The 15,926-nt window shown below is 70.4% G+C and carries 16 protein-coding genes; 8 read left to right on the top strand and 8 right to left on the bottom strand.

Annotation, left to right across the window (positions count from 1 at the left end):
- Nucleotides 1-79: 79 nt before the first annotated feature.
- Nucleotides 80-532, bottom strand: a complete 453-nt coding sequence (locus tag ABD286_RS17555; RefSeq protein ID WP_344195871.1) for a metallopeptidase family protein — start codon at nucleotides 530-532, stop codon at nucleotides 80-82.
- A gap of 59 nt (nucleotides 533-591) precedes the next feature.
- Between ABD286_RS17555 and ABD286_RS17550 the strand changes: the two genes are divergently transcribed.
- Genes ABD286_RS17550 through ABD286_RS17535 form a run of 4 tightly spaced genes read left to right on the top strand, consistent with a single transcriptional unit; the run spans nucleotide 592 to nucleotide 3,895 of the window.
- The gene (locus ABD286_RS17550) at nucleotides 592-990 is read left to right on the top strand and encodes a DUF3499 domain-containing protein (protein ID WP_344195869.1); all 399 of its coding nucleotides are present in this window, start codon (nucleotides 592-594) and stop codon (nucleotides 988-990) included.
- 18 nt (nucleotides 991-1,008) lie between these two features.
- Nucleotides 1,009-2,457, top strand: coding sequence for a phosphomannomutase/phosphoglucomutase (locus tag ABD286_RS17545; RefSeq protein WP_344195867.1), 1,449 nt, complete (start codon nucleotides 1,009-1,011; stop codon nucleotides 2,455-2,457).
- Complete coding sequence (locus tag ABD286_RS17540; RefSeq protein WP_344195865.1) at nucleotides 2,457-2,672, top strand: Trm112 family protein; 216 nt, start codon at nucleotides 2,457-2,459, stop codon at nucleotides 2,670-2,672. The genes ABD286_RS17545 and ABD286_RS17540 overlap by 1 nt, the downstream gene beginning before the upstream one ends.
- Before the next feature lie 17 nt (nucleotides 2,673-2,689).
- Nucleotides 2,690-3,895, top strand: coding sequence for an SIS domain-containing protein (locus ABD286_RS17535; RefSeq protein ID WP_344195863.1), 1,206 nt, complete (start codon nucleotides 2,690-2,692; stop codon nucleotides 3,893-3,895).
- A 51-nt stretch (nucleotides 3,896-3,946) separates the two neighbouring features.
- On the opposite strand, the gene ABD286_RS17530 is transcribed toward ABD286_RS17535, so the two are convergent.
- The 3 genes from ABD286_RS17530 to ABD286_RS17520 all read right to left on the bottom strand — a co-directional run bounded on the left by ABD286_RS17530 (nucleotide 3,947) and on the right by ABD286_RS17520 (nucleotide 6,409).
- Nucleotides 3,947-4,489, bottom strand: a complete 543-nt coding sequence (locus ABD286_RS17530; protein WP_344195861.1) for a YbaK/EbsC family protein — start codon at nucleotides 4,487-4,489, stop codon at nucleotides 3,947-3,949.
- Nucleotides 4,490-4,498: 9 nt separating this feature from the next.
- Nucleotides 4,499-5,365: a glycosyltransferase 87 family protein gene (locus ABD286_RS17525; RefSeq protein ID WP_344195859.1), complete on the bottom strand. Its 867-nt coding sequence runs from the start codon at nucleotides 5,363-5,365 to the stop codon at nucleotides 4,499-4,501.
- Nucleotides 5,366-5,476: 111 nt separating this feature from the next.
- Nucleotides 5,477-6,409: a DUF808 domain-containing protein gene (locus ABD286_RS17520; RefSeq protein WP_344195857.1), complete on the bottom strand. Its 933-nt coding sequence runs from the start codon at nucleotides 6,407-6,409 to the stop codon at nucleotides 5,477-5,479.
- A gap of 199 nt (nucleotides 6,410-6,608) precedes the next feature.
- Between ABD286_RS17520 and ABD286_RS17515 the strand changes: the two genes are divergently transcribed.
- Complete coding sequence (locus tag ABD286_RS17515) at nucleotides 6,609-7,571, top strand: glycosyltransferase (RefSeq protein WP_344195855.1); 963 nt, start codon at nucleotides 6,609-6,611, stop codon at nucleotides 7,569-7,571.
- A gap of 83 nt (nucleotides 7,572-7,654) precedes the next feature.
- On the top strand, nucleotides 7,655-9,538 hold the full coding sequence (asnB, locus tag ABD286_RS17510) for an asparagine synthase (glutamine-hydrolyzing) (RefSeq protein ID WP_344195853.1): 1,884 nt from the start codon (nucleotides 7,655-7,657) through the stop codon (nucleotides 9,536-9,538).
- Here the strand turns inward: asnB and ABD286_RS17505 are convergent.
- Entirely contained in the window at nucleotides 9,495-10,949 is a 1,455-nt protein-coding gene (locus ABD286_RS17505) for an oligosaccharide flippase family protein (protein WP_344195851.1), read from the bottom strand. The two genes, asnB and ABD286_RS17505, sit on opposite strands and share 44 nt — an antisense overlap.
- Nucleotides 10,950-11,209: 260 nt before the next feature.
- Between ABD286_RS17505 and ABD286_RS17500 the strand changes: the two genes are divergently transcribed.
- Together ABD286_RS17500 and ABD286_RS17495 are read left to right on the top strand one after the other, a co-directional pair.
- Nucleotides 11,210-12,469 (top strand): glycosyltransferase, encoded by a 1,260-nt coding sequence (locus ABD286_RS17500; protein ID WP_344195849.1) that lies wholly within the window; start codon nucleotides 11,210-11,212, stop codon nucleotides 12,467-12,469.
- Nucleotides 12,470-12,564: 95 nt separating this feature from the next.
- Entirely contained in the window at nucleotides 12,565-13,755 is a 1,191-nt protein-coding gene (locus ABD286_RS17495) for a hypothetical protein (RefSeq protein ID WP_344195847.1), read from the top strand.
- Between the two features lie 12 nt (nucleotides 13,756-13,767).
- On the opposite strand, the gene ABD286_RS17490 is transcribed toward ABD286_RS17495, so the two are convergent.
- The 3 genes from ABD286_RS17490 to ABD286_RS17480 are packed head-to-tail and all read right to left on the bottom strand — an operon-like array spanning nucleotide 13,768 to nucleotide 15,925.
- Entirely contained in the window at nucleotides 13,768-14,790 is a 1,023-nt protein-coding gene (locus tag ABD286_RS17490; protein WP_344195846.1) for a glycosyltransferase, read from the bottom strand.
- A complete protein-coding gene (locus ABD286_RS17485) occupies nucleotides 14,787-15,194 on the bottom strand; it encodes a DUF2304 domain-containing protein (RefSeq protein WP_344195844.1) in 408 nt (135 codons plus the stop codon). The genes ABD286_RS17490 and ABD286_RS17485 overlap by 4 nt, the downstream gene beginning before the upstream one ends.
- Nucleotides 15,191-15,925, bottom strand: coding sequence for a glycosyltransferase family 2 protein (locus ABD286_RS17480; protein ID WP_344195842.1), 735 nt, complete (start codon nucleotides 15,923-15,925; stop codon nucleotides 15,191-15,193). Before ABD286_RS17480 ends, ABD286_RS17485 begins: the two co-directional genes overlap by 4 nt.
- Nucleotide 15,926: the final 1 nt, after the last annotated feature.

Raw genomic sequence — 15,926 nt, 5'->3', positions numbered from 1 at the left:
CCCCTGTGGCTGGGCGCCGGCTGCCGGTGGTCAGGCGCTGGGCGCCCCGGGGTCCGGCGGCGGACCGGTGTACAGCGACTCAGTCGCCGTCCACGTCGCCGTAGCGCGGGTCGAGGTCCCCGGGCTGCACACCGAACAGGGCCGCGACCTGCTCCACGACCACGTCGCCGACGACGGCGGTCAGCTCGCGCTGGTCCTGCGCACGCGCCTCGATGGGTCGGCGGTAGATGACGATGCGGGCGGGCTGTCGTCCGTGGGCGGGGAACACCCGACCGAGGGGGACGCCGTCGCGCTCCCACGGGGCAGGCTCGCTCGTCGGCACGTCCTCCACGGCGAACTCCACCTCGTGGAACCGCGGTCCGAGCCGGCCCTCCAGGCGAGCGGCGCTGTCGAGGACGAGGTCGTCGAACCGCTCGCGACGAGACACCATCGCCGGCACCGACGGCCAGGCCAACGGTCCCCGGACACCGCGGCCGTGGCGGTCTCGGCGGGGGTCCCTGGCGCGGGCCGCTGACGGGCCGGAGGAAGTCACGTGACCACCCTACGGCGTGCCGAGCGGGCGGCTGTGGGGCGCTGACATAGAGTCCCCCCGTGAGTCTGTCCAGAAGGTGCTCCCGCACCGCGTGCCCCAAGGCCGCCATCGCGACACTCACCTACGTCTACGCCGACCAGACCGCTGTGGTCGGCCCGCTCGCGACGTATGCCGAGCCGCACACCTACGACCTGTGTCGCGACCACGCCGAGGGGCTCACCGCTCCCCGTGGCTGGGAGATCGTGCGGCTGTCGGGGGAGTACGTCGAGCCCGAGCCGTCCCACGACGACCTGCTGGCCCTGGCCAACGCCGTCCGCGAGGCCGGTCGGCCGCGCCTCGGTGAGCCGCAGCAGGCCCGCTCGGCTGCGCATCCTGCGGTCCGCGCGTCGGACGAGGGTGCCTCGGGAGCCGTCGAGACCGGTCGTCGCGGACACCTGCGCGTCCTGCGCGACCTCTGATCCCGCTAGGGTTCGGGCGTGCCCACGCCGCAGCTCGCTGACTTCGTCAAGGCCTACGACGTCCGGGGGCTGGTCCCCGACCAGCTCAACGTCGACGTCGCCTGGGCCCTCGGTGCCGCCTTCGCCCGGGTGGTCGTCGCCGCCGACGGTGCGCCCGGTGTCGTCATCGGCCACGACATGCGCCCGTCCTCACCGGAGCTGTCGCGCGCCTTCGCCGACGGGGTCACCGCGCACGGCCTCGACGCCACGCTCATCGGGCTGTGCAGCACCGACGGCCTCTACTACGCCAGCGGCGCCCTGGACCTGCCCGGTGCCATGTTCACCGCGAGCCACAACCCCGCGCAGTACAACGGGATCAAGCTGTGCCGTTCGGGCGCGCGACCGGTCGGGCAGGACTCCGGCCTCGCCGAGGTCCGCGACCTCGCGCAGGAGCTGCTCGACACGGGGACGAGCGCCGGGCCGTCCGACGTCGCCCGAGGGGCGGTCACCGAGCGCGACCTGCTCGGGGACTACGCGGCCTTCCTGCGTGGCCTCGTCGACCTGTCCGGCGGTCGGCACCTCAAGGTCGTCGTCGATGCCGGCAACGGCATGGGCGGCCACACCGTCCCTGCCGTCCTCGGCACCGGGGCGGGCCTGCCCGAGCTGCCCCTGGAGGTCGTCCCGCTCTACTTCGAGCTCGACGGCACCTTCCCCAACCACGAGGCCAACCCCCTCGAGCCGGAGAACCTGCGCGACCTGCAGGCCGCGGTCGTCGAGCACGGTGCCGACATCGGCCTGGCCTTCGACGGCGACGCCGACCGCTGCTTCGTCATCGACGAGCGCGGCGAACCCGTCAGCCCCAGCGCCATCACGGCGCTCGTCGCCACCCGCGAGATCGCGCGCGAGGTCGCTGCCGGGGCGCGCGCCGCGGACGTGGCCGTCGTCTACAACGTCATCTCCTCCGCGGGGGTCCCCGAGATCATCGCCGAGCAGGGTGCCCGTGGTGTCCGCACCCGCGTCGGCCACTCGTTCATCAAGGGCGAGATGGCGCGCGAGGACGCGGTCTTCGGCGGCGAGCACAGCGCGCACTACTACTTCCGCGACTTCTGGTTCGCCGACACCGGCATGCTCGCGGCGATGCACGTCCTTGCCGCGCTCGGTGAGCAGGAGGAGCCGCTGAGCCGGCTCACCGCTGCATACAGCCGGTATGCCGCCTCGGGCGAGATCAACTCGACCGTCACCGACGCAGCGGCCTCCACGGCCATCGTCCGTGAGTGGGCGGCGGCACAGGGCGCGGAGTTCGACGAGCTCGACGGGCTGACCGCGACGCATGCCGGCACGAACGACACCGACGACCGCATGTGGTGGCTGAACCTGCGGGCGTCCAACACCGAACCGCTGCTGCGGCTCAACGTCGAGGCTGCGGATGTAGCCACCATGGAACGGGTGCGGGACGATGTCCTCGCCCTGGTGAGAGGAGAAGGCTGATGGCCGAGCAGACCACTGGAGCCACCACGGGCGGCACGATCGAGCCGTGGCTGCGCGAGATCCTGCGCTGCCCCGCCTGCCGCTCCGAGCTGGACGACGCCGCCGGTGAGGCCGGGCCCGAGCTGCACTGCACGAACGGCGAGTGCGGGCTGCAGTACCGCATCGACGACGGTGTGCCGGTGCTCCTGGTCGACGAAGCCCGCAAGCTGGCCTGATCCGAAGGCGGCGTCCGATGGCTCCCTACCTCGACGAGGCCCGCATCGACGACGAGGACGCGATCGCCGCCCTCGACAGCCACCAGACGCTGCGCGGCCTCGCGACGGCGGGGGCGCAGGTCCGTGAGGCCATCGACCTGTCCGCCGAGGGCGGCGTCAGCCGTGTCGCAGGCGGGGAGCGACCCCGGTCGGTGCTCGTCGCCTCGCTCGGTGGGTCGGCCGTCGTCTGCGACGTCCTCGACCTGCTGGCCGAGCCCGGCTCGCCGGTGCCGGTGAGCGTGCGGCGCAACGTGCCCCTGCCCGGCTGGGTCGGCCCGCTCGACCTCGTCATCGCCGTCTCGCAGTCCGGCCGCGCGGCCGGCCCGCTGGCGCTCGCCGCCGAGGCCGCCCGCCGTGGCGCCTCGCTGCTGACCGTCGGTGCCGCGGACTCGCCGCTGGCTGACGTCGCCGCCCAGGCGCGCGGCGTCCACATCGACATCGGACGAGGCCGCAGCACCTCCCGCACCGCACTCTGGTCGCTGCTCGCCCCGGTGCTCCTCGCCGCCGGCGAGCTCGGCATCGTCGACGTGGGGGAGCGGGTCCTGCTCGAGGCCGCCGACCGCCTCGACGAGGTCGCCGAGGCCTGCCGGCCGTCGTCGGAGTCGTTCGTCAACCCCGCGAAGGTCCTGGCGGCCGACCTCGCCGAGGGAGTCCCGGTCATCCTCGGCGACGGGCCCCTCAACGGCGTCGCCGCGGGGCGCGCTGCCTCGATGCTCGCCCGCACCTCCCGGGTCCCCGCCATCTCCGGCGAGCTGCCCGATGATGCAGCGCAGATCGTGGCCTGCTTCGACGGGCCGTTCACGACGGCGTATGGCGCGTCGGCCGCCGCTCGCGGGGGGTCGGGTTTCGGCAACGACGGCGGGTCGGACATCTTCACCGACCCGTTCCTCGACGGCCCGGCCTCGCCGCGCCTCGGGCTGCTCATGCTCCGTGACGCGGCGCCGGACCCGATGACCCGCGAGGGTGCCGAGTCCGCGGCGCTCGCCGACGCGGTGGCCGAGGCGGCGAGGGAGGCGGGCGCCCGCGTGAGCGAGGTCGTCGCCCAGCCCGGGCACCCGCTGACGCGGCTTGCCGGCCAGCTGGCCACCACCGACTTCGCGGCCACCTACCTCGCGCTGGGCCTCGGCCTGGACCCGGCCGTATCACCGCACGTCAGCGACCTGCGCCGCCGCACCGGCCGCTGAGCATCCTCGGCGGTCACATGTCGCCAGTGACCCCTGCCAAGGCCCTGCCGGTCAGTCGACCCGTACCGGGACCGACAGGTCGAGCACCTCGGCACCGGGGAGGGCAGCCAGCTCGCGGGCGTCGACCAGGAGCTTGCTACCGCGGATCCCGCTGCCGATGACGACGTCACCTGCCGCGACAACGGCCGAGTCGACGAGCACGGGCCATCCGGTCGGCAGGCCGACCGGGGTGATCCCGCCGAACTCCATCCCCGTCAGGGCCACGGCGTCGTCGTGGGGCGCGAAGCTGATCTTGCGGACGTCGAGGTGGCGGCGAACGGCCCCGTTGATGTCGGCCCGCGCGGAGGCGAGGACCATCACCGCTGCATAGCGGACCTCGCCGGCGCGCTTGCCCGCCACGACGACGCAGTTGGCGGAGTGCTCGAGGCCGACGTCATATGCCTCGCAGAAGGCCGCTGTGTCCGCCAGCGACGCGTCGATGGGAGCCACCCTGGCGCTCGGCACCGTTCCGAGCGCGTCGACGACTGGAGGGGCCAGCAGGTCGGTGCTCGCCGAAGCCACGTGCCAGGTCAGGTTGCCACTCGCTGAGGTCACCGTCGCAGGCTACCCACTGGCCCGGGCCGGAGCCGGGGAGCGGTTGTCAGTGGGCACGGATGCCCTGGTCGAGAGCCGTGGGATGGCGGCCAGCAGGACCCAGCACGCGATGCTCGTCACCGGGGTGGACAGCATCATCGCGACGGGCAGGGCCCAGCGACGGTTGGTCAGGGCGCCCCACACCACGACCGCGATGGCGAGGGGCAGTCGCACGAGCAGCGGGAGGGCGCCGGCTGATCCGAGTCCTTGCCTCGAGTCGCCCACGTTGTCCCGGAGGAAGTCGAACCACTGACCCCAGAGGCCGGGCGAGATCGCGAAGGACACAGCCACGACGAGCACCGTGGCGGCGACGCTGATGCCCAGCTGTCGCCACTCGCGACGCGCTGCGAACCAGACCGGTCCCAGCGCCGGCGTGACCTTCGTGAGGGCCGGCACGGCCCAGAGCCAGGGCCGCTCGAGTCCCCAGAGAGCGACGAGCGCGAGGAGCCAGAAGATGTTGCCGGACAACGTCTCGGCCAGTCCGATGGTCCAGAGCGGCACGGCCCAGAAGAGTCCGAGCGGACGCAGCAGGTAGGCCAAGGCGGTCGCCGGGGCCGCGACCGCGATGGTGCACGCCACCGGCCAGGGGAGCTGCGCCAATGGCCAGTAGAGCTGGGCGAACGCGGGGCTGTAGAGGAAGGCGTCGAGGGTGTTGGGGGCGGCGTCGTACATGGGACCCCGCCATGCCGACCAGTACGCATGGGCGTCCCAGCCGAGACCGAGGTCCTTGACCAGGCCGATGACGAGGTTGACCGTGAGCGCCGCGACGAGCCACACCGGCACGGCCGTCAACGCCCTCACGAGGAGGGCGCGCAAGGTCCGGCGCTCCGTGGTCACGGGCAGGATCATCCCAGCCACAGGTGGCAGAACGCCGGATGAGCGACACAACGGTCCGAACGGACCACCCGCCACGTGTGGCTGCCCGGCTCGGTCCGGGCGCCGCGGGGGTCAGTGCGCCTTGCGCTTGTGGACGGCCTGCACCACCGCGACGACGACCGCACCGACGATGAGCCCGAGGATCGCCGAGCCGATGGTGTTCGTCACCCAGCCCAGGACGCCGCCGAGGGCTCCCGTGGCGTCGTGCACGGCCTCCTCGGCATGGTGCACGAGGTCGTATGGCGCGTGCAGCCCGAGCTCGTCCAGGCCCACCAGGAGGATGTGGCCACCCACCCAGATCATCGCCGCGATGCCGACGACCGACAGGGTCGACAGCAGCGGGGGCATGGCCTTGACCAGGCCGCTGCCGAAGGAACGCCGGAAGCCGGACCCGGTCTTGGACAGGTGGAGGCCGACGTCGTCCATCTTCACGATGAGTGCCACGACGCCGTACACGAGCACCGTGATGGCCAGGGCGACGACGACGAGGATGGCGGCCCGGCTGAGGAAGGGCTCGGACTTCACCTCGTTGAGGGAGATGACCATGATCTCGGCCGACAGGATGAAGTCGGTGCGGATCGCGCCGCTCGTGATCTGCTTCTCGTCTGGCGCCGTCTCCTCACCGCCGTGGGCGGCTTCCTCGCCACGGTGGGCGATGCGCTCCCAGATCTTCTCGACACCCTCGAAGCACAGGTACGTGCCACCCAGCATCAGCAGGGGGGTGAGGGCCCACGGGAGGAACTGGCTCAGCAGCAGGGCGGCGGGAAGGATGAAGAGGAGCTTGTTGCGCAGCGACCCGATCGCGATCTTCTTGATGATGGGAAGCTCGCGCTTGGGGTCGATGCCCTCGACGTAGCGGGGAGTGACGGCCGTGTCGTCGACGATGACGCCCGCTGCCTTGGCGCTGGCCCGACCGGCAGCCGCACCGACGTCGTCGATGGATGCGGCGGCTGCCTTGGCCAGTACCGCGATGTCGTCGAGAAGAGCGAAGAGTCCCCCCGCCATCAGAGGTCAACCGGGCAGAGGGGAGCGGTGGGGGGCATGGGTGCGGCCATTCGCACAGCCTAGGTGAGCAGTGGCTCGCGCGTGTCCTGCGGCGTGTCAGGTGCCGGCCAACCTCGGGCCCGGTTCCTCTGGCACGTCCCACCGGCGGCCGCCCGCGCCGGTATGGTCGCAGCGTCCGTCCCGCCGACCACGGAGTGCCATGAGCCAGCTCGCGCAGCCCGGTGCCGTGGTCATGGCGGTGCACCGTCCGGACCGTGGCCTGCTCCGCCGTCAGGTGCTGTCGTTGCAGCGTCAGCAGGCGGAGCGCTGGAGCTGCATCGTCGGCATCGACGGCCACGACCCCGAGACCCACGCCTACGTGAGCGACCTCGTCGAGGGCGACACGAGGTTCGTGGTGCACCACTTCGACGAGAACCTGGGGGTCTACCGCCACTTCGAGCGACTCCTGGGCCTCGTCGACACCAGGGTGGTGTCCTGGGTGGCCTTGGCCGACCAGGACGACGAGTGGTACCCGGACAAGCTGTCACTGCTCGCCCCTCTCCTCTCGCGCCCGGGAGTGACCGCGGCGGTGGGCCGTGCCCGGGTCGTGGCCGGCGGAGACGCGACCGGCACCACGCGGCGTCGCGTCGGCGGCCTCGCCTCGAGCCTCCTGGTCAACCACGTCACGGGAAGCCTGGCCGTCTTCCGCCCCGAGGTGGTCGCGGCATCCCTGCCTTTCCCGCCGGGCAACCGCCACGCGATCCATGACCACTGGCTGGGTGTCTGCGCGGCATCCTTGGGACAGATCGTGCAGGCCGACGACGTCGTCCAGGACTACGTCCAGCACAGTGGCAACGTCATCGGTGACTCGGGCCGACACACGGTGGGGGACGCCCTGACCGCCCTGCGGGAGTCGGGCGGACCGCTTCGACTCGTGGACGAGCACGTCGGGGGCCGTTGGGCGTGGCGTGTCCAGATGGCCCGGGCAGTGCGCGACCGCCAGGTCGCCCCGGCAACCGTCCCCGTCATCGAGGCGGTCGCCACGGGACGTGCAGCGAAGGTGATCACCGGTGCCGTCCTGCGGGCAGTGAGGCGACGCGAGGTCACCGTGGTCGAGGCGGTGGCGTTGCTCGCAGCATCGGCTCGCTGGCGCCATACGGCCACCAGTCGTGACCCGGGCTGACCGGAAGTCCGACGGACCGTGCGCGCGGCCGCGCACGTCTGGGAGAGTGACCGTCCAGTGGTCGAGGACGTCGAGGGGGCAACATGTGTGGCATCGCGGGGACGATCGCTGCCCCGGGCGGGACGTCGGACGTCGACGCCGTCAATCGCGCGCTCGGCCTGCTCAGCCACCGGGGGCCGGACGACATCGGTCTCGAGCGGCGGGCTGTGGCAGGGCGAGAGGTGGTCCTCGGCCAGACACGGCTCGCGGTCATCGACCTCACCTCCGGCGGGCACCAGCCGATGGTCACACGGGACGGGCGCTTCGTCCTCGTGTTCAACGGCGAGATCTACAACTACCGGGAGCTGCGCACCGAGCTCGAGGCGGCCGGCCGCACCTTCAGCTCGCAGTCCGACACCGAGGTGCTGCTGGTCGCGTGGCAGCACTGGGGCAGGCAGTGTCTTTCCCGCCTGCGCGGGATGTTCGCCTTCGCCGTGCTCGACCTGCACGCTGGGACCCTCACATGTGTCCGAGACCCCTTCGGTATCAAGCCTTTTCACTACGCCCACACCGATGGCTCGTTCGCCTTCGCGTCCGAGGTGCCTGCCCTCATGGACCTGGTGGGAAAGCCTCTGGAGGTCAACCACCGGCAGGTGTACCGCTTTCTCACGCTGGGTTTCTACGACGAGTCGGCGGAGACCTTCGTCGACGGCCTCTCCAAGCTGCGGCCGGGCTCGATGATGGTGCTGGACCTCGGTACCGGTCGCCTGTCCACCCAGGAGCGGTGGTGGTGGCCGTCGGTGGAGGAGCGTCGCGACCTCTCGTTCGACCAGGCCGCTGAGCAGCTGAGGGAGCTGGTGCTCGACTCGGTCCGGCTCCACCTGCGCAGCGACGTGCCACTGGGGACGGCACTGTCCGGGGGGATCGACTCATCGGTGATCGTCGGCGCGATGCGGCACGTGGCGCCGGAGGCGGAGCTGCACACGTTCTCGTACGTCGCTCGCGACTCGGCCGTCGACGAGGAGCGGTGGGTCGACATCATGAACGCCCACGTGGGCGCTGTGCCGCACAAGGTCCTTGCCTCTCCCCGGGAGATGGTCCACGACCTCGACACGGTGGTCCGCGCCCAGGGGGAGCCGTTCGCCAGCTCGAGCATCTACGCGCAGTACCGGGTGTTCCGCGCCGCGCACGAGGCCGGCGTCACCGTGACGCTCGACGGTCAAGGCGCAGACGAGCTGCTCGCCGGGTACTCCGGGTACCCGGGCTACCGCCTCGGGAGCCTGCTCTCCCGAGGTCGGCTCGGTGACGCCGTCCGCTTCGCCCGCGGGTGGTCCGGGGAGCCCGGCCGCTCACCCCTGGAGCTCGCGGTGGCGACTGCGGCGCAGGCAGTGCCGCGTGGAGCGCGGGACCGCGTCCGGCTGGCCACGACACCTGGCCGGCTGATGCGGCGGCCCGACGGGCTGGACCTGCGATCGACAGGCGAGCTGCCCGGCGACGTGCCGCGCGGGCGCCACCTCTCGGCCGTCCTGAGGGACGGTCTCACCGATCGCGGCCTGGAGGCGTTGTTGCGCCACGCGGACCGCAACTCGATGGCGTTCTCGATCGAGAGCCGGGTCCCGTTCCTGCACGTCGACATCGCCGAGTTCCTGTTGACCCTTCCCGAGGACCACCTGGTCTCACGCCGGGGTCAGACCAAGCACGTGCTCCGGGCCGCGATGCGGGGAATCGTTCCGGACGTGATCCTGGATCGCCGCGACAAGATCGGCTTCGAGACACCGCAGGGGACCTGGCTCAGGTCAGCGGAGCTCGACGTCGACGCGTGGCTCGACGGCGCTCGCGCGTACGAGTTCATCGATGTCGACGAGCTGCGCCCTCAGGTGGACGACTGGTTGGCCGGCCGGAGGTCGCCGCTGACGCACGACCTCGTGTGGCGCCTGCTCAGCTTCAGCCGTTGGTACCAGAACCAGGGTCCGTGGTTGCGGGCCTAGTCCTGTCGCGAACCACCGCGAGCACGCCCTCGAAGAGTCGTGCCCGGTACAGCAGTCCGACACAGACCAGGATGACCGCGGCCTTGGCCACGATCCCCAGGGTGTCCAGCGGGGCCGAGGACGTCCGGACGATGGTGGCCGCCAGGGAACCGACGACGAACAGAGCGAGTCCGTGAACGAGCCGACGTCGTTCGAAGGGGACCGGGTAGTGCTTCTGGCTCTCCCGGACCCAGAGGCCCAGGAAGGCCCCTGAGGAGGCGACGGCCGCGAGCGAGGCGCCGAGGGCACCGAGCCACGGGACCAGCGCGATGTTGACGAGGACGTCGACCAGCGCCGCTACGCCGGCCACTGCGAGCTGGGCGCGGGTCTTGAGGGCGATGCCCATCCCCGGTGCGAACACGTACAGCTGGCCCATGAGCAGGGCCGGGGCGATGAGGGCGACGAGCGGGGCCGAGGAGAGGTACTCCCGACCGGCGAGGACGACCGTGAGGTCTGCAGCGAAGGCGTTGAGCCCGACGCAGATCGCGATGCAGACGGCGATGACGCCGCTGAACATGTGCGCCAGCTGCGCTGGGGTCTCCTTCTCCCGGTAGTGGTCGTAGACCAGTGGGGTGACGGCACTCTGCAGTCCGATGACCAGCAGACCGACGAAGCCCGCCAGTCGTGCTGCGACGCCGTAGCTCGCCACGTCGCCGAGGTCCCCGAAGGCGCGCAGCGCCACGCGGTTGAAGTACAACGTGACGAGAACGCTCAGGCTCGCCGGGATCAGGGGCACCGAGAAGGCCAACATGCGGCGCAGGTGCGTGCGGTCGACGACCCACTGCCAGCTCCCACGCAGCAGGACGAGTCCGGTCGCTGTCGCCACCACGGCTGCCACGGCCTGCGAGATCAGCACCCCCGACAGGCCGAGCCGATCCACGACCGTGAGGACCACCGTCAGTGCGACGGTCACCAGGGCGTAGAGCGAGCTCACCACGGCATAGGTGCGGCTGCGGAGCTCCCAGCGGAACTGGTTGAGGACGACGTTGTATGCAGCGGTGGCCGTGACGCTGATGACCCCGAGACGGACGATGCCGCCGAAGTCGTCTCGTCCGAACACCAACCGGCCCCAGAGGTCCGGTGCGCTGAGGCCGACCACGGCGAAGACGAGAAAGCCTGCCGTGCAAGCGATCCAGGCCGTTCCAGTCATCCGCCGCCGTTCCTCGGCATCGGCGTCGGCACGCAGTCGCGCGAGGCCCTGCTGGATCTCCAACGACATCACGATCATCACGATCGGGGTCACCGCGAGCAGGAGGTCGAAGGCGCCGAACTCGTCACGGGTGAGCACCCGTGCGTAGATGGGTAGCAGGATGAGTCCCAGGCCCTGGGAGAGCATCGCTGGGAGCGTGTAGGTCAGAGTGTCGCGAAGCATTGCTCGCAGCACGTCTACCTCACCTCCGTAGCTCTGGACCTGCCTCGGGGCAGGGGCCTTCCGGTCTTCCCGGCGCGCAGCCGTTGGCGGGCGCACTCGCACGAGGGCATTTCCGTCCTGTGGGCCGGAGCGCAACCTAGGATATGCGGAGTCGTCCTGGCCGCTGCCGCAATTCAGCGTGGCGCCTCTGCACATCGTCCGAGCGGACGCGTGGGCTGGACGCCCGGGACGTCCCGGTCCGAGCGCGCGGAGGAGGTTCCATGGATGAGCACAAGATCTTGGTGATCTCCGACTTCGACCCGTCGAGCCCCTTCATCGGCTCCCTCCGGGTGGATCGCTTCGCCATGCACCTCACCTCCTTCGGCTGGTCGGTGAAGGTCGTCAGCCCCATCGGAGTCACGGTGTACCGCCAGGACGGGAAGGACGCCCCGGCGGGATCGACCGAGCGGCACTACACGCGGACGGTACGACGGGGTCTGGCCGGCGTGGTCTACCGGGCTCTGCTGTGGGTCTTCTACCACGTGGTGGCGTTCCCGGACCGCGGCATCTTCACGGTCCCCAGGATCCGGCGTCACGTCTCGGCCCTGGACGACTGGCGCCCTGATGTCGTCCTCGTGAGTGGGCCACCGTTCTCGACGTTCCTCGTCGGGCGCCGGCTCGCGAAGGAGTGGGGAGTTCCGTGGGTGGCCGACTACCGCGACCTGTGGACCGACAGCAACTACTACCTCTGCGGGCCCTTCCGACGCCGGGTCGATCGGGTGGTGGAGCGCTGGATCCTGCGGACCGTGGCGTTGACCCTGACGGTCTCCGAGCCCCTCGCCGAGGACCTGCGCCGAGACTTCGGCGTGCGGTGCGAGGTCGTGATGAACGGCTACGAGGCCGACGAGTTCGGGTCCGAGCGCGCGCCCACCACCACGGGCCTTCCTGTTCGGGTGGTCTACACGGGGGAGGTGCACCCCGGTCGAAGCGACCCCGCCGCATTCCTCGAAGGGATCAAGAGCCTGGGGGTCGGCCCCGAGACGCTGCGCGTCGAGTTCCGCGGCATCACCGTCATGCCACTCGCAGACCAGGCCCGAGCACTTGGGCTCGAACAGATCGTCCACGTCGCGCACGCCGTTCCGCGCGCCGAGTCCGTCAAGCTGCAGCAGGCATCAGACGTCCAGCTGCTGCTTCTGTGGAACGATCCCGGCGAGGTGGGGAACTACAGCGGCAAGCTCTTCGAGTACCTGGGTTCGGGGCGGCCGATCCTCATGATGGGCTACCGCGACGGAGTGGCTGCGCGCCTGATCGAGGAGCGGGGTGCGGGTCAGGTCGCCAACACTCCTTCGGAGGTGGCTGACGCGCTCTCTTGTTGGATCGACGAGAAGAGGTCGACGGGATCCGTCGCCGGGACCGGCCCGAACACGGTGGCAGGCCTGACGCGCCGCGAGCAGACGGCAGTCCTGGTCGAGCATCTCGCGGATCTGCTCGGAACGAGCGCCGAGTCGGGAGCCCGATGGGCCGGAGAACCGGGCCGTTGAGCGGTCAGCGCGAACTAGGGTGTCGCGGGCACGACGCCCTTGTGCGCGAACGGGTGAGCGCCTGGATCTTCGAGAGAAACGAGTAGGACGAGGACGTGGTCGACAAGCCGTGGTTCCGAACCCTCCTGAGCTGGATGCTCGACGTCCAGATGGTCATCCTGCGCGTCAGCTACGGCTGCCATCGACTGACAGGGGGACGGAGTCGACCCCGGGGTTACGTCGTCGGCATGGAGGAGATCGCCGGCCTGCTGACGGCCATCAGCTCCGCCCTCGACGACGTCGTCACCGTCAACCTCGCTTCCAATCCGCTGTACGACCACCGGTATGACGTCGAGTTCGACATCCGTGGGCGGCATGCCTTGGCCAAGAGGCTTCGTCGTCTGGTGGTCGGGCCATGGGTGCTGGGACGGCTCGCTGCTCGACGCCGGACCTTCATCTACCTCGGCGCGGAGGGCTTCCTGATCTCACTCGTCGACGGTCGTGATCGCGAGCTCGCCTTCCTCCGAGGCCACCGACGGACGGTGGTCTGCTACTTCACCGGATCGGACATCCGGTCCCAGCCCATGATGAATGCGTTCGGGGAGAGGCTTCGTCGGGACGTTCTCACGACGTACGAGCCCTTGGTGTCGCCGGGTGTCGCGACCGAGGCTGCGGACCGTCATAGGCGTCGACTCGCCCGCGCTGCAGAGCGCCACGCCCAGCTGATCTTCAACGCGGCGATCGACCAGATGTCCTACTTCGAGGTCCCCACGGAACCAGGGCTCTACTTCGTCCCGGACGAGCGCATCGGCAGGAGGCCGGAGAAGTGGCGGGACGTGTCGCGCCCCGTCATCGTCCACGCACCCACGTCGCCCATCATCAAAGGCACCCCTCTCGTCCGCGCCGCCCTCAGATCGTTGGAGGAGGAGGGATACAGCTTCGACTACGTGGAGCTGATGAACCAGCCCAACGACGTGGTGCTGGCCACCCTCGATCGAGCCCACATCGTGATGAACCAGTTCTATGCCTTCATCCCCGGCATCTTCGGCATGGAGGGGCTGGCCGCCAACGCCGTCGTCCTGACCTCGGCCGACAGGGACATCGAGCACTCCCTCCCGCCCGGCGCGAACGACGCTTGGGTCGTCACGCCGTTCTGGAAGGTGTACGACAACCTCAAGGTCGTGCTCGACCACCCGGAGAAGATGCAGAGCCAGGCGGACAGGGGGACGGAGTGGCTGCGGACGCACTGCTCCCGCTCGGTCGACCGCGCGACACTCTTGAAGCTCTTGGCAGCTGTAGATGACTGATCCGCGGGAGCGTCAGGTCCGTGGCGTCTCAGCTGCCGGGTTCGCCCGTGGTCTGACGACGAGCCAGTAGGCGGCGAACAGCGTGTTGAGGATGCCCATGGCGCCGGGCGCGGCGGTGACGTCCTGCTGGATCCGGGACTCGAGGAGCGCGGCCACCGCGCGCCAGTCCCCGGACCCCGCTTGGAGCCGACGGCGCCGTGCTGCGATCACCGTGGCGTGCCGAACCAGCCATCCCCACGAGCGCAGCTTCGGCCGGGCCCAGCCCTGGGAGGCCGCCATGGCGAGCAGAAGGGGCTCGGTCGCGACCAGGGCAGGGAGCACGCGCAGCAGGAGTGGTCGGGGGTAGGTCGTGAGGACCGTCATGAGCCGGTTGCGCTCCAGCAGGAACATCTTCTCGGGGTTCTTGGTGAAGGAGTACGTGTGCTCGGCGACAGCGGCCGGGGCGTAGGTCACCCGCATCCCGGCCAACCAGCAGCGCAGGCTCAGGTCGGCATCCTCGTGGTAGAGGAAGTACGCAGGGTCGAGACCCCCGAGCAGGTCCCAGGTGTTCCGGCGGACGGCGAAGAGGGCTCCGCTGATCGAGGCGATGTCGCGCGCCTGCTGGTGCCGGGACGCGTCCTCGCCGAAGCCACCGGCCCAGCTGATGCCGAGGAAGTGGACGGGGTTGCCGGCCGCATTGACCGTCGATGGGGCGTCGGCCATGACGACCAGGCCGGTCGCCAGCCCCACGCCGGGGTCGTCAACGGCGGCCCGGAAGGCGTCGAGCGTTCCCAGACGGATGACGGCATCGGAGTTGACGAAGACGAGCACGTCGCCGGCAGTGGCGTCGGCCCCGAGGTGGCACCCCGCGGCGAAGCCGTCGTTGCTTCCGGCGGTGACCAGTCGGACTCCGCCGAGGTCGGGCAACGTCGTGATGCCGTTGTCCACGAGGACGACGTCGTCACCCACGGCGAGATCCGCGCGAATTGCATCGAGGCAGGCGGGAAGGTCTGGCTCGTCGCCGTACCCCACGACGATGACGCTGATGGCCGTCACGGGATCTTGGCCGGCTCCGTCGCTGACGCTGACGCTGACCTGGAGTCTGATGGGTCGGTCGGACGTTGCTGACCCGATGCTGCCTTCAGCAGGGCGATCTCCTCCGCCAGGACGCGCGTGCGTTCGCTGAGGCGACCGGCCTCGGAGCTCAGCTGCATGATCATGATGAGCATGACCAGCATGCCGAGGAAGAGCAGCAGGTTGAGGGGGACGGTGACGCCGAGGGCCGTGGCTGCGCGGCCCAGCAGGTTGGGGAAGAGGGCGAGCAGTGCGGACCCCGCGCCGAGGAGGAGCCAGACCAGGGCATAACGGCCTCTGAGGTACCTCCGCCGAACCATCTCGAGGACGACCGCGACGATGAGCACGCCACCGGCGACGCCCAGCCAGTAGGCCTCACGCGTCATATCACCGTCTCCGGGGCGATCTTCCAGTCACGGACCAAGCCAAGCACGACGACGGCGCAAGCGCGAGCAAGGTCGAGGCTCGCTCCGATCGGGCCGCGACTGGGCCGACCGGTGCTGCGGGGAACCATCGCCACCGGCACCTGGGACACCGTCAGACCCGTCTTCCGGGCGATGACGAGGGTCTCGATGGTGTCGCCGAGGTACTCGGTGGGGTAGTGGTGGGCGAACACGTGGATCGCGCGGCGGCCGGTGGCCCTGAAGCCTGACGTCGTGTCGGCCAGCTGGGCGCCCGTGAGGGTGGACATGATCGTCGACAAGGAGCGCATCGCCCACCGCCGTGGACCACGGACGGCGTAGTCGCCGGCGCCGGCGAACCGAGCGCCGATGACGAGGTCCGTCTCCCTGAGCCCATCCAGCAGGAGCGGGATGAACGATGCGTCGTGCTGACCGTCACCATCGACCTGGACGACCGCGTCGTACCCGTTGCGAGCCGCATACCGGAAACCGGTTCGCATGGCCCCGCCCACGCCGAGGTTGAAGGGCAGCCGCGCCACCATGGCTCCCGCTCGTCGGGCGATCTCCGCGGTGTCGTCCCGCGACCCGTCGTCGACCACGAGGATGTCTGCAGCGGGGACGCAGTGGCGCACGTCTGCCACGACGGCGCCGATGGCGGCGGACTCGTTGAATGCCGGGATGACCACGAGCACGCGGTCTCCGCGCAACGTCGCCATG

The organism is Pedococcus aerophilus, from assembly GCF_039532215.1.
GTDB lineage: Bacteria > Actinomycetota > Actinomycetes > Actinomycetales > Dermatophilaceae > Pedococcus > Pedococcus aerophilus.
Note: the sequence above shows the minus strand (reverse complement) of the source record. Positions and strands in the feature narration are given on the sequence as shown.

Coding starts and splice junctions, on each gene's coding strand:
- ABD286_RS17540 (WP_344195865.1), top strand. CDS start 2,457: ATGGCCGAGCAGACCACTGGAGCCACCACGGGCGGCACGATCGAGCCG.
- ABD286_RS17535 (WP_344195863.1), top strand. CDS start 2,690: ATGGCTCCCTACCTCGACGAGGCCCGCATCGACGACGAGGACGCGATC.
- ABD286_RS17520 (WP_344195857.1), bottom strand. CDS start 6,409: ATGGCGGGGGGACTCTTCGCTCTTCTCGACGACATCGCGGTACTGGCC.
- ABD286_RS17515 (WP_344195855.1), top strand. CDS start 6,609: ATGAGCCAGCTCGCGCAGCCCGGTGCCGTGGTCATGGCGGTGCACCGT.
- asnB (WP_344195853.1), top strand. CDS start 7,655: ATGTGTGGCATCGCGGGGACGATCGCTGCCCCGGGCGGGACGTCGGAC.
- ABD286_RS17505 (WP_344195851.1), bottom strand. CDS start 10,949: ATGCTTCGCGACACTCTGACCTACACGCTCCCAGCGATGCTCTCCCAG.
- ABD286_RS17500 (WP_344195849.1), top strand. CDS start 11,210: ATGGATGAGCACAAGATCTTGGTGATCTCCGACTTCGACCCGTCGAGC.
- ABD286_RS17485 (WP_344195844.1), bottom strand. CDS start 15,194: ATGACGCGTGAGGCCTACTGGCTGGGCGTCGCCGGTGGCGTGCTCATC.
- ABD286_RS17480 (WP_344195842.1), bottom strand. CDS start 15,925: ATGGCGACGTTGCGCGGAGACCGCGTGCTCGTGGTCATCCCGGCATTC.